This is a genomic window from Acidovorax sp. KPB24-03, from assembly GCF_057546605.1.
In genome coordinates, this window is the sequence record NZ_BAAJYR010000020.1 from 20,611 (window position 1) to 33,077 (window position 12,467).

The 12,467-nt window shown below is 66.5% G+C and carries 8 protein-coding genes and 3 pseudogenes; 7 read left to right on the top strand and 4 right to left on the bottom strand.

Going from position 1 to position 12,467, the window contains the following annotated elements; genetic code table 11:
- The first annotated feature begins 47 nt into the window (after nt 1–47).
- Nucleotides 48–1,025 carry a CobD/CbiB family protein gene (locus AC27KI_RS05280; RefSeq protein WP_284395104.1) on the top strand — a complete coding sequence of 326 codons (978 nt, stop codon included), beginning with the start codon at nt 48–50 and terminating at the stop codon, nt 1,023–1,025.
- A gap of 104 nt (nt 1,026–1,129) precedes the next feature.
- Entirely contained in the window at nt 1,130–2,215 is a 1,086-nt protein-coding gene (locus AC27KI_RS05285) for a hypothetical protein (RefSeq protein ID WP_487089389.1), read from the top strand.
- Nucleotides 2,216–2,234: 19 nt separating this feature from the next.
- On the opposite strand, the gene rsgA is transcribed toward AC27KI_RS05285, so the two are convergent.
- Genes rsgA through AC27KI_RS05300 form a run of 3 tightly spaced genes read right to left on the bottom strand, consistent with a single transcriptional unit; the run spans nt 2,235 to nt 4,882 of the window.
- Nucleotides 2,235–3,209, bottom strand: coding sequence for a ribosome small subunit-dependent GTPase A (gene rsgA, locus AC27KI_RS05290; protein ID WP_487089388.1), 975 nt, complete (start codon nt 3,207–3,209; stop codon nt 2,235–2,237).
- An 18-nt stretch (nt 3,210–3,227) separates the two neighbouring features.
- Complete coding sequence (locus AC27KI_RS05295; protein WP_487112904.1) at nt 3,228–3,566, bottom strand: 4a-hydroxytetrahydrobiopterin dehydratase; 339 nt, start codon at nt 3,564–3,566, stop codon at nt 3,228–3,230.
- The gene (locus tag AC27KI_RS05300) at nt 3,563–4,882 is read right to left on the bottom strand and encodes a M48 family metallopeptidase (RefSeq protein WP_487112906.1); all 1,320 of its coding nucleotides are present in this window, start codon (nt 4,880–4,882) and stop codon (nt 3,563–3,565) included. The genes AC27KI_RS05295 and AC27KI_RS05300 overlap by 4 nt, the downstream gene beginning before the upstream one ends.
- A gap of 37 nt (nt 4,883–4,919) precedes the next feature.
- Here AC27KI_RS05300 and orn point away from each other — a divergent pair.
- The 3 genes and pseudogenes from orn (at nt 4,920) to AC27KI_RS05315 (ending at nt 9,302) form a co-directional block, all read left to right on the top strand.
- A pseudogene (orn, locus tag AC27KI_RS05305) lies at nt 4,920–5,497 on the top strand (oligoribonuclease).
- Between the two features lie 269 nt (nt 5,498–5,766).
- Nucleotides 5,767–7,695 carry a DEAD/DEAH box helicase gene (locus AC27KI_RS05310; protein ID WP_487089962.1) on the top strand — a complete coding sequence of 643 codons (1,929 nt, stop codon included), beginning with the start codon at nt 5,767–5,769 and terminating at the stop codon, nt 7,693–7,695.
- Between the two features lie 130 nt (nt 7,696–7,825).
- Nucleotides 7,826–9,302: pseudogene (locus tag AC27KI_RS05315) on the top strand (sensor domain-containing diguanylate cyclase).
- A gap of 46 nt (nt 9,303–9,348) precedes the next feature.
- Here the strand turns inward: AC27KI_RS05315 and AC27KI_RS05320 are convergent.
- Nucleotides 9,349–10,581, bottom strand: coding sequence for a multidrug effflux MFS transporter (locus AC27KI_RS05320; protein WP_284405815.1), 1,233 nt, complete (start codon nt 10,579–10,581; stop codon nt 9,349–9,351).
- A gap of 230 nt (nt 10,582–10,811) precedes the next feature.
- Between AC27KI_RS05320 and cobW the strand changes: the two genes are divergently transcribed.
- Nucleotides 10,812–11,861: a cobalamin biosynthesis protein CobW gene (gene cobW / locus AC27KI_RS05325; protein WP_284405816.1), complete on the top strand. Its 1,050-nt coding sequence runs from the start codon at nt 10,812–10,814 to the stop codon at nt 11,859–11,861.
- 33 nt (nt 11,862–11,894) lie between these two features.
- A pseudogene (locus tag AC27KI_RS05330) lies at nt 11,895–12,467 on the top strand (cobaltochelatase subunit CobN); the annotation flags it as partial.

Genomic DNA, 12,467 nt, shown 5'->3' on the forward strand with positions numbered 1-12,467 from the left:
TGGCGACGACGGCTGGGCACCGAACCGGGCCGCTATCATTGCCCCCCATGAGTTTCTTTGCCATCCTGTTCGCGTTGCTGATCGAGCAGGCACGCCCGCTGGCGCGCAGCAACCCCATCCATGCGGGCGTTCGCGCCTGGGCGCTGTCGATCAGCCGCAATTTCGATGCGGGAAAGGCCCACCACGGGTGGGTGGCATGGGCGCTCGCCGTGCTGGTGCCTTCGCTCGCGGTGCTGGCGGTGCACTGGCTGCTGTTCTACGGCGTGGGCTGGCCGGCGGCGGTGGTCTGGAATGTCGCGGTGCTTTACGTCACCCTCGGGTTCCGGCAGTTCAGCCACCATTTCACCAACATCCGCGATGCGCTGGAAGAGCGTGACGAAGACAGCGCGCGGGCCCGGCTCGCGGCCTGGCAGCAGGTGGATGTGGGCCAACTGCCCCGCAGCGAGATCGTGCGGCACGTGGTTGAGTATTCCGTCATCGCTGCGCACCGCCACGTGTTCGGCGTGCTCGCCTGTTTTTCGGTGCTGGCCGCGTTGGGACTCGGTCCGACCGGTGCGGTGCTTTACCGGCTGGCTGAATTCGTCTCGCGCTACTGGAAGGCTGGCAGCCCGCATCCGGCCAGCGCCTCGTTGCAGCGAGCCTCGGCGCGGTCCTGGACCGTGATCGACTGGTTGCCTGCCCGCCTGACGGCCCTCAGCTTCGCCGTGGTGGGCAGTTTCGAAGAGGCCATCGATGGCTGGCGCTTCCATGCGCAGCGCTTTCCCAACGACAACGATGGCGTCGTGCTGGCGGCCACGTCCGGCGCCATCAACGTGCGCCTGGGCGGAGAAGCTTTGCGGGCGCGGGTGGACCCGCTCTCGCCCGCCGGCTTTGATGGCGATATCGAGGCGGCAAGCAGCGACGTCACACCCGGCCGGGAGCCCGAGGTGGGGCATCTGCGCAGCGTGGTCGGCCTGGTCTGGCGCTCGGTGGTGGTGTGGATGCTGCTGCTCGCCCTGCTGACCCTGGCCCGATTGCTGGGCTGAGCCGGGTCTCTTTTTGAAGTTTCGTGGCGAAGTCGCTCCGCCTTTGACGCGGCCTTGTTCGTTACCGATGCCCTGTACCCGAGCAGGTGCCACCAGGACTGTTCATGAACCAATCTGAATCCCCCTCCTGCGAGCCTTCCACGCAGGAGATGTCCGCCGCCGCGGACCGCTTCTGGGCGGCGGTCCTGGGCGAACGGGCCGATCTGCAGGGCCTGGAGTCCGTCCCGTTCATGGAGCGCCTCAATGCCCTGCTGGAGCCTTGCGTTCCCGGGGTCACGGTAGAGGTGGCTGGCGCGGGCAAGGAGGGGCCCGTGGATGGCCAGGCCCGGCTGGTTTTCACGGCCCACGGGAGTGCCGAGCGGTTTGCCGATGTGCAAGCATTGACCGCACAGGCACCGGCGCAGTTGCCATGGCGGGTGGAGGCCTTCCGCCAGCGGATGCCTGGTGGCTTCGGCATGCGCATGGACGGATTCGACCTGGCCACCCATGAGCTGCTGGTGCGCGTGGGCCAGATCGATGGACGCATCGCATTGGCGCTGTCGTTTTCCAAGCCCGTGCCCATGGACCTGCAGGACCATGCCCGCCACATGGCGTTCATCTTGCTCGACCACATGCTGGGCGAGTACGATTTTTCGGTGAAGGTCGGGGTGGTGGAATTCGACACCGATGGGCTCAGCGACGACGCGGGCTTCGAGGACTGGGAGCCCGCGTCGCTCGATGACAGCGTTTCGCGCATCGACACCTTCTGGCGCGAGACGCTGGGCCGCTCGGCGGTCTATCCGCCCGAGCCGGTGCGCTGGGCCGCTTTGGAGGGGCGCGATGCCCAGGGCGATCCCATCATGGTGCAGGTCAATCTGAGTGCCAACGCCTTGGTGTCCCGCGCAGACTTGGGCTGGCGCGTGCAGGCCAGCCTGCCGGCGCAGGACAAGTCCGCGCTGCAGCAGGCGCAGGATTTCGAGGACGCCTGGGTCAATGCGGCCACCATGTACCAGCAAGGAATCTGCAGCCACATCGTGCTGCGGGGTGGCACCCGCACGGTGCATTGCTACGTGACCAGCGCCGACCACGCCCTGGAGGCCGCGCGGCGCGCTGCCGAAGCGGTGCCGGGCATGGACCCCCCCGTGCTGGAGGCTGAGCACGAGCCGGCCTGGAACGACTATCTGGGGTGGTACGTCGAGTGCCGGGACTGAGCGCCGCCGTTCCGTCCCATCACCAATGCCGGTGCTCGCTCAGCTCGGCAAACAGGTTGCTATAAATCTGATAGCGATTTGCGCTGATGGAATCTGCGCCGGTGCGTGATTCGCCTTGCAGTCCGTCCACCTGCGCCATGACCGCGCAGCCGGGCTCGTGCAGGTGCGTGCAGTTGTAGAACTTGCATCCCTGGGCATGCAGGCCGATGTCGGGCATGTAGCGCGGCAGATCGGCCGGTCCGATGTGGTGCAGGCCAAATTCCTGGAAGCCCGGCGAGTCGATCAGGGCGGTGCGGCGTTCGGCATCCACCCAGTACCAGGTCGTGGTGGTGGTGGTGTGCTTGCCGGAATTGAGCGCTTGGGAGATCTCACCCGTGAGCGCCGTGGCGCCCGGCACCAGCAGGTTGATGAGCGTGCTCTTGCCCGAGCCCGAGGGGCCGAGCACCAGGGTCGTCTTGCCCGACAGGCGCTCCATCAGTGCGGCCTTGTCCACCTCGCCCGACTCGGACAGCGACAGCGGCATCACGCCATAGTGGTGGCCGTCCGCTGCGCTGCCGCCCATGTGGCGGTAAGGCAGCAGCCGCTCCCACGCGCGGGCGAACGGCTCGACCAGATCGCTTTTGTTCAACGCGATGATCGGCGTGATGCGCTCGGCTTCCGCAGCGATCAGCGCACGGGCCAGCTGGCTCTCCGAGAACACGGGTTCGGCGGCGACCAGGATCAGCACCTGGTCCAGGTTGGCGGCGAAGGACTTGGTGCGGATTTCGTCCTGCCGGTAGAACAGGTTGCGGCGCTCCTTGACCTTCTCGATGGTGCCTTCGTCCCCCTGGCCGGCTGGCGCGGCCTGCCAAAGGACGTGATCGCCCACCACGGCCTGGCTCTTTTTCCCGCGGGGATGGCAAATGCGGCGCTGGCCGTCGGGCGATTCGACCAGGCAATGGCGGCCGTGGCTGGCCACCACGATGCCGTCGAACAGTGCGCTGCGTTCAGCCATGGCGGGGAAGGGGTGTGGTCATGCGGCGAGCAGGCCATCGAAGCGCGATGCGCATTCGATGTCGGTCGCCGAGATGCCATTCACGTCATGCGTATTCAGTCGCACCACGCAGCGGTTGTAGTGCACCGAAAGGTCCGGGTGATGGTCCTGCGCGTTGGCGACGAAGGCCACGGCGTTCACGAACGAGATGGTCTCGTAGTAGTTGGCGAAGCGGTAGGTCTTTTCGATGGCCACATCTGCGCCGTCGCCTGTCAGTTTCCAGCCGTCGAGGTCGGCCAGATTGGCGACGATTTCCGTCGCCGTCAAAGCACGTCGCGTCTGCGTGGACCAGTCTTTTTTCTTGAGCATCGAAGTCATGGTGTCGGGGCCAGGTTGGGCATGCGCGCCAGCCGTTCGGTGGCCGGCGGATGCGAGTAATAGAACTTCACGTACACCGGATCGGGCGTGAGGGTGGAGGCATTGTCTTCGTAAAGTTTCAGCAGCGCCGTGGCGAGGTCGCTGCCATTGGTCTGGGCCACGGCATAAGCGTCGGCCTCGAACTCGTGGCGGCGCGAAAGCTGCGCAAACAATGGGGAAATGAAGAAGGTGAACACCGGCACCGCCAGCAAAAACAACAGCAGCGCCAGGGCATCGTTGGGCGCAGAGCCGGCCACACCTTCGAGCGACAGGTTGGGCAGCACGCCCAGCCCCGTGTAGAACCAGCCCTGCGTGGAAAGCCAGCCCAGCAGTGCAAAGCCCGCGAGGCTCAGCGCGAAAAGGCTCACGATGCGCTTGACGATGTGGCGGTGCTTGAAATGTCCCAGCTCGTGGGCCAGCACCGCCTCGACTTCGCCGGGGGACAACTGGCGCAGCAGGGTGTCGTAGAACACCACGCGTTTGGCTGCGCCGAACCCCGTGAAATAGGCGTTGGCATGGGCGCTGCGGCGGCTGCCGTCCATCACGAAAAGCCCTTTGGCTGCAAAGCCGCAACGCTGCATGAGGGCCGTGACGCGGGCCTTGAGGGATTCGTCTTCCAGCGGCTGAAATTGGTTGAACAGCGGCGCGATGAAGATCGGATAGACCACCATGAGCAGCAGGTTGAATCCCATCCACGCGCCCCAGGCCCACAGCCACCAAAGGGGGCCGGCCGCGCCCATGAGCCACAGGATCAGTGCCGCGATGGGCAGGCCGATGGCCGCGCCCATCAAGGTGGACTTGGCCAGGTCTGCCAGCCACAGGCGCGCCGTCATCTGGTTGAAGCCGAAGCGTTGTTCGATCACGAAGGTCTGGTAGAGCGTGGCGGGCAGGTCGATCAACCCGCTGATGGCCGCGAAGGCCGCCAGCAACGCCAATTGCTGCACCATGCCGCCACCCAGTGCATTGAGCAGGAACTGGTTCAGTGCATCCAGCCCGCCGAGCAGGGTCCAGCCCAGCAGCACCGCGGCGCCCAGTGCCATCTCCAGCAGGCCGAAGCGGGCCTTGGTGATGGTGTAGTCGGCCGCTTTCTGGTGGGCTGTGAGTGGTATCCGGCCGGCGAACGCGGCAGGCACGGCGTCGCGGTGCCTTGCCACATGGCGGATCTGGCGCGATGCCAGCCAGAACCGGAGTGCGAGCCCCGCCACCAGAAAGGCGGCGAACAGCAGGGTGAGAAGGGTGGAGGGCGCGAGCAACGCGGAAGGGGCAGGGGTGGGCATGTCCGGCGAGTTTAGGCCATCGGCGACAATGCCGGCCATGTCCGATATCGCCAACCCCACTGTGCCTGTGCTACCCAAATCCGACCAGAACCTCGTCTGGCTCGACTGCGAAATGACCGGTCTGAACCCGGACACCGACCGCGTGCTGGAGATCGCCGTCGTGGTCACGGGACCGACGCTCAGCCTCGCGTGGAGGGCCCCGTGTTCGCCATTCATCAGTCGGATGCGCTGCTCAACGGAATGGACGCATGGAACAAGGGCACACACGGCCGCAGCGGCCTGATCGACAAGGTGCGCGCCTCCACGGTGACCGAAGCCGAGGCAGAGCAACAGATCATCGAATTCCTCTCGCGCTATGTGCCGAAGGGCACGGCGCCCATGTGCGGCAATAGCATCGGGCAGGACCGCCGCTTTCTGGTCCGGTACATGCCGCGGCTGGAAACGTTTTTCCATTACCGCAACCTGGATGTCAGCACCCTCAAGGAATTGGCCAAGCGCTGGAAGCCCGAGGCCTACACCTCCTTCAAGAAGGCGCAGCGGCACACGGCCCTGGCGGATGTGCACGAATCGATCGACGAACTTGCGCACTACCGCACCCACCTGCTGGCGCTTTGAGCGCCTAACGCGTTCTTTAACCCAAGTGCATTGCGGGAAACCCCCAGCCGTGCAATAATCGCCGGCTGCGCGGAAATATCGCGCAGTTTGTGCATCTCCCTTCACACACTGGGCCTGCGGCCTGCTGAAAACCTTCAGCCTGGATCCCGCGCTAATGCCCACCTGCCCAGCAACATGCTGGCGCTGGTTTCGTTTGATGGTTGATGTTTTTTAACCATTGACGAAGCCTCCGCAGGCCACGCCTGCGGCCGTCTTCGTGTGAGAAAAATATGACCGACACTTTGCAAGTGCAGGGCGAATTCGCGCCTGCTGAATCTTCCATGGCCGTTGAAACGCTGGAATCGTCCGCGATCGAAGCCGGCGAATCCATCGAATCCACTGAATCCTCCGCTGTGGCGGAAGACGCGGCACCCGCGTTGCCCAACGGCTTCGTGCGTCTGGGCCTGGCCCCCGAACTGGTGCAGGCTGTGGCCGACCTGGGCTACACCCAGCCCACGGGTGTGCAGGAGCGTGCCATTCCTCTGGCCATGGGTTCGGGCGATGAGTCCAGCCAGTTCATCGACCTGATGGTTTCGAGCCAGACCGGCAGCGGCAAGACCGCCGCGTTCCTGCTGCCCGTGCTGCACACGCTGATCCGCCAGCAGGCCGAAGCCGATGCCGCCGCCCGCGACGAGTTCGACCGTTCCGTTGCCGAAGCCCTGGCCCGTGGCGAGCCGGCCCCCAAGCGCAAGCGCAAGGACCCGACCAATCCCCGCAATTTCAAGGCCGCCGCACCCGGCGCCCTGATCCTGTGCCCCACCCGCGAACTGGCCCAGCAAGTGGCCCATGACGCCATCGAACTGGTCAAGCATTGCCGCGGCCTGCGCGTGGCCAATGTGGTGGGCGGCATTCCGTACCAGCTGCAGATCGCCAAGCTGCAGAACGCCAACCTCGTGGTGGCCACGCCCGGCCGCCTGCTGGACCTGCAACGCTCGATGCAGATCAAGCTCGACCAGGTGCAATTCCTGGTGGTGGACGAAGCCGATCGCATGCTCGACCTCGGTTTCTCGGACGATCTGGCGGAACTGAACCAGCTGACCGCCCAGCGCCAGCAGACCATGATGTTCAGTGCCACGTTCGCACCGCGCATCCAGCAACTGGCCATGCGTGTGATGCACGACAACGGCGCGTCGGTCAAGAAGATCCAGATCGACTCTCCGCAGGAAAAGCACGCCAACATCAAGCAGGTGCTGTTCTGGGCCGACAACGCCCAGCACAAGCGCAAGCTGCTGGACCACTGGCTGCGCGACACGACGATCAACCAGGCCATCGTGTTCGCCAGCACGCAAGTCGAATGCGACGGCTTGGCCAACGACCTGCAGCAGGAAGGCTTCTCGGCCGTGGCGCTGCACGGCGCCTTGAGCCAGGGCCTTCGCAACCGCCGCCTGATGGCGCTGCGCAGCGGCCAGGTGCAGGTGCTGGTGGCCACCGACGTCGCCGCCCGCGGCATCGATGTGCCCACGATCACGCACGTGTTCAACTACGGCCTGCCGATGAAGGCGGAGGATTACACCCACCGCATCGGCCGCACCGGCCGTGCAGGCCGCGACGGCCTGGCGGTGACGTTCGCCGAGTTCCGCGATCGCCGCAAGATCTTCGACATCGAAGGCTACAGCAAGCAGCAGTTCAAGTCGGAAGTGGTGCCTGGCCTGGAGCCGCAGCAACGCGCGCCGCAGGCCCGTCCCGAGTTCGGTGGCCGTGGCCGCCAGGGTGGCTACGAAAGCCGTGACGGCTTCTCGCGAGATCGCAAGCCGGCCGGCGCAGGCCGTGGCGGTTTCGGTGGCGGCTTTGCCGGCAACGACCGCAGCGGTTTCGGTGGCCGTGGCGCTCCCGCTCCCCGTGCTGCTGGTGGCGGCTATCAAGGTGCTGGCGGCCATGCCGCTCCGCGCGATGACCGCGGCTTCGGCGGCGGTGCCCGCCGCGATGGCGATGGCTATGGCCGCAAGCCCGGCTTCGGCGACGCAGCCCGTGGCAATGGCTTCGGCGGTGGGCGCAACGAAGGCGGCGCTCCGCGCGGCGACTTCGCTCCGCGTGGTGATTTCGCCCCCCGTGGCGAATTCGCTCCCCGCAAGCCGGCGTTCGCGAAGCCCGGAGCCGGCGGCGGCAAGCCTTTTGTGCCGCACGATGCACGCAAGCGCCCTGCACGCCCTGCCCGCTGATCGGCGCGCGGACTGCCGCTGACTGCAAAAGCCAACCCTTCGGGGTTGGCTTTTTTTATGGGCGGACCACACGATGGAACGGTACGGTCGGCGTCTGCCCGACAATCGTCCGCTTGATTGGAGGTTCCCGATGCCGTCTTCTTTGCCCTCGTCCTCGGACGCGGACTTCGAACACATGTTCGACCTTGCGCCCGTGTCGCTCTGGCTGGAGGACTACAGCGCGCTCAAGCAACTCTTTGCCCGCTGGCGCAGCGAAGGGGTGCAAGACATCGCCGAGCACGTCCGAAACGACCCCTCCTGCCTGCGGCAGTACAGCCATTGCCTCAAGGTCATCAAGGTGAACCAGCGGACGCTGGAGCTGTTCGCCGCGCCGGACCAGGCCACGCTGGAGGCCTCTCTCGGACAGGTGTTTCGCGACGACATGCACGCGCAGGCCTTGCCCGAGATTCTGCAGCTGTGGTCCGGGGCGACCGAGTTTTCCAACCAGGCGGTCAACTACACGCTCGATGGCCGCCGGCTCGACGTGCAGATCCGCGGACGCATCCTGCCCGGGCATGAGGACGACTGGAGCCGCGTGCTGGTGTCCCTGGAGGACAACACCGCGCAGCACCAGGCAAGCCGTGCCCTGAAGGAGAGCGAGCTGTATGCGCGCGGCCTCTTCGAGAATTCGCCGGTGTCGCTGTGGGTGGAGGACTTCAGCGCGGTCAAGCGGCTGCTCGACGACGTGCGGGCGCAGGGCATCCGCGATTTCAAGACCTTCCTCAAGGTGCACCCCGAGTTCGTGGTGCGATGCATGCACGAAATCCGCGTGATCGACGTCAATCAGGAAACCCTGTCGATGTTCGGGGCCGAGTCCAAGGAGATGCTGCTGCACCGGATCGGCAAGGTGTTCCGGGGGGAAATGCAGGAATCCTTTGCGGAGCAGTTGCTGGACTTGTGGGACGGCAGGCTCTTTCAGCAGCGCGAGGTGGTGAACTACTCCCTCTCCGGCGATGCCGTGAACATCCACATGCAATTCGCCATCCTGCCCGAGCATGCGCACGACTGGAGCATGGTGCTGCTGTCGCTGGTGGACATCACCGCGCGAAAAAAAGGCGGAGGCGTACCTGGAATACCTGGGCAAGCACGACGTGCTGACCCAGCTGCGCAACCGGGCTTTCTATGTCGAGGAACTGAATCGGCTCACGCGCAAGGGCCCCTGGCCGGTGGCCGTTCTCGTGATCGACATGAACGGTCTGAAGTCGATCAACGATGAAGAGGGCCATGCGGCCGGCGATGCCATGCTGCGCCGCGTGGGCGAGGTGCTGGCCAAGGCCGTGGATGCGCCGGCATGCGCCGCGCGCATCGGCGGCGACGAGTTCACCGTGCTGATGCCTGCGACCGACGAACGGGGTGCGCATTCCCTCATGGAACGCATCAACTCGCTGCTGGACCTGAACAACCAGTTCTATCCCGGCCGGCCGCTGAGCCTGTCCATGGGAATCTCGAGTGCCTCTTCGGGCGACCAGCTGGAGGCCGCGGTGAACCGGGCGGACCAGGCCATGTACGCCGAGAAGATGCGCTACTACCAGGCCCGCGAGACGGATCGCCGCCGGGGCAGCAATTGAGGCGAAGGCTGGCGCCGCGCTTGGGCGGGGCGTGAACGATCCGGGGTCAGCCCGCCGATGCGGTGCGGCCGACGTCCGGCCAACGGTGGTGCAGGTAAACCCAGGCTCCCAGCCCCACGCACATCATTCCCAGTGAGGCACCGGCCAGCCACAGCGTGGAATGCATGACCAGGGGGGCGACCACCCCGGCCACCAGCCCGTTGGCTGACGACCCCACGAAGGCCTGCAGCGAAGAGGCCATGCCGCGCCGCTCCGGATGCAGGTCCAGCACCAGCAGGGTGACCACGGGCACCATAAGCGCCCAACCGAACGCGAACACGGCGATGGGCAGCAATGCCCAGGACACGTGCGCCTTGAACAGCCAGTTCGCCAGCAGGTTCAGGATGGACATCGAGAACATGATCAGAAAGCCGTGGCGAATCTGCCGCTTGGGCGCGATGCGCCCTGCCAGCCGCCCGCTGAGCCAGGCGCCGCCCATGATGCCCGAGATCGTCAGCACGAAGAACCAGAAGAAATGCGTGGGAGCCAGCCCCAGGTGGTCGCCCAGGAAGGCCGGCGCGGCCAGCACGTACAGGAACATGCCGTTGAATGGCACGCCGCTGGCCAGTGCCAGCAGCAGGAAGCGGGGGCTCGAGCCCAGCTCCCAGTAGCCCCGCAGCAAGTGCCGCGCATTGAAGGGCTGGCGCTGCTCGGCATGCAGCGTTTCCGGCAGCAGGCGGTAGTTGGCCAGCCAGAGCGTCGCGCCGACGCCGGTCAGGAACCAGAACACACTGTGCCACCCCGCGTGCACGAACAGCCAGCCGCCGATGATGGGCGCGATGGCCGGTGCCACGCCGAAATAGATGGTGACCTGGCTCATCACCTGCTGCGCCTGGGCGGGCGGGAACATGTCGCGGATCACCGCACGCGACACCACGATGCCGGCACCTGCCGAGAGGCCCTGCAGCGCGCGGAAGATGACCAACTGGCCGATGCTCTCCGACAGGGCGCAGCCGGCCGACGCCAGGGTGAACACGGCAATGCCCCACAACACCACGGGCCTGCGCCCGAAGCTGTCCGACAGCGCTCCGTGGAACAGCGTCATGAAGGCGAAGCCGAACAGGTAGGCCGACAGCGTCTGCTGCATTTCCACTGGCGAGGCGCCCAGCGCGGCGGCGATCCCCGAGAACGCGGGGATGTAGGTATCGATCGAAAAAGGGCCCAGCATGCCCAGCAGCGCCAGCAGGACGGCCAGGGCCCAGCGCGGTGCGCGCCAGATGTTGTGGGCTTCAGGGTTCATGGATTCGGTGTGGAGCAGAGGACGGGCGAAAGGGCCGTGCCGCCGGGGGGCGGGGAGCGGTCCGCATGCCTGTTGGCACGCCCCGTCGCAGCAGGGCACAGGGTCACGATTATGGTGCAGGCTCCGCTTTGGGAGGTGTGCAGGCCGCGCCGCCTGTCCCGCGGGAGACGGTTCGGCGGGTTCCCGGATAATTCCGCAGTCACGCCGTCTGCGGCACCGAAAGAACCGATATGCAAACGTCCAAGATTCCCGCCACCATCGTCACCGGTTTCCTGGGCAGCGGCAAGACCACGCTGCTGCGCCACATCCTCGACAACGCCGACGGCCGCCGCATCGCGGTGATCGTCAACGAGTTCGGCGAACTCGGCATCGACGGCGAGATCCTCAAGGGCTGCGGCATCGGCTGCGACGACGCGGGCAACGAGCGCGAAGGCGCGCTCTACGAACTGGCCAACGGTTGCATGTGCTGCACGGTGCAGGAAGAGTTTTTCCCGGTGATGAAGCTGCTGGCCGAGCGGCGCGACCAGATCGATGCGGTGCTCATCGAGACCTCGGGCCTGGCCCTTCCCAAGCCGCTGGTGCAGGCCTTCCAGTGGCCGGAGATCGCCAACGTGTTCACCGTGGATGCGGTGGTGACGGTGGTGGACACGCCGGCCGCCGCGAGCGGCCAGTTCGCCGCCAACCCGCAGGCCGTTGACGCCCTGCGCCGTGCGGACCCCAACCTCGACCACGAGTCGCCGCTGCATGAATTGTTCGAGGACCAGCTCTCCGCTGCGGACTTGGTCGTGCTCAACAAGACCGACCTGGTGGACGCCGACGCGCTGGCCCGCGTGCAGGCGCTGGTGCGCGAGGAGATCCCCTCGTCCGTGAAGGTGGTGCAGTCCGAGCAGGGCCGTCTGCCGCTGGATGTGCTGCTGGGCCTGTCCAAGGCGTCCGAGGCCTCCATCGACCAGCGCCAGAGCCACCATGACCATGAAGAAGACCACGACCACGACGAGTTCGACGCGCACGTGATCGATCTGCCGGCCGTGGACCGCGACCGCCTGTTGACCGCCTTGGCGGGCCTCGTGGAGCAGCACGCCATCCTGCGCGTGAAGGGCTTCGCCGCCATTCCAGGCAAGCCCATGCGCTGGCTGCTGCAGGGCGTGGGCCGGCGCCTGGATCACCACTTCGACCGCGCATGGCGCGAGGGCGAGGACCGCCGCACGCGGCTGGTGTTCATCGGCCAGGCGCTGGATGCCACCGCGCTGCGTGCCGGGCTCGACGGCGTGGCCGCCTGATGCGGGCGCGATAGTCCGGCCCGGCCCGCCCGCATGCACCTGCTGAGCACCCGCCCGGGCGGCTTCGTCGAGGACGAGACCGTCATCACCCGCCTGGACCAGAGCCCGGCGGACATCGTCGTGCTCAGTTCGGCCGACACCACGCTCGCGCTGCTTTCGGCCGCCTGTGCCGAGCTGGCGCGCACGCAGCCGGGCTTTCCCTCGGTGCGGGTGGCCAACCTGCTGTACCTGCGCCAGCCCGCGTCGCTGGACCTGTACCTGGACGAGGTGTTGCGCCACGCGCGCGTGGTGATCGTGGACCACCTGGGTTCCGAATCGGCCTGGCCCTACGGCATCCAGCAGATCGGCGCGCTCGCGCGCCGGCAGGGGCAGCGACTGGCCATGTTCTCGGGCGACCTGCAGGAAGACCCGCACCTGGTGGAGCGCAGCACGCTGCCCCCTTCGGTGTGCCATGGGCTGTGGCAGTACCTTCGCGCCGGCGGCGCGGGCAATGCGCTGCAGTTCCTGCGCGCGGTGGCCTTCCACGGGCTGGACCATGGCGATGCGCCGCTGCCGCCGCGCAGCCTGCCGCAGGCCGCCGTGCATGTGCCGCCGGCGCTGGGCGTG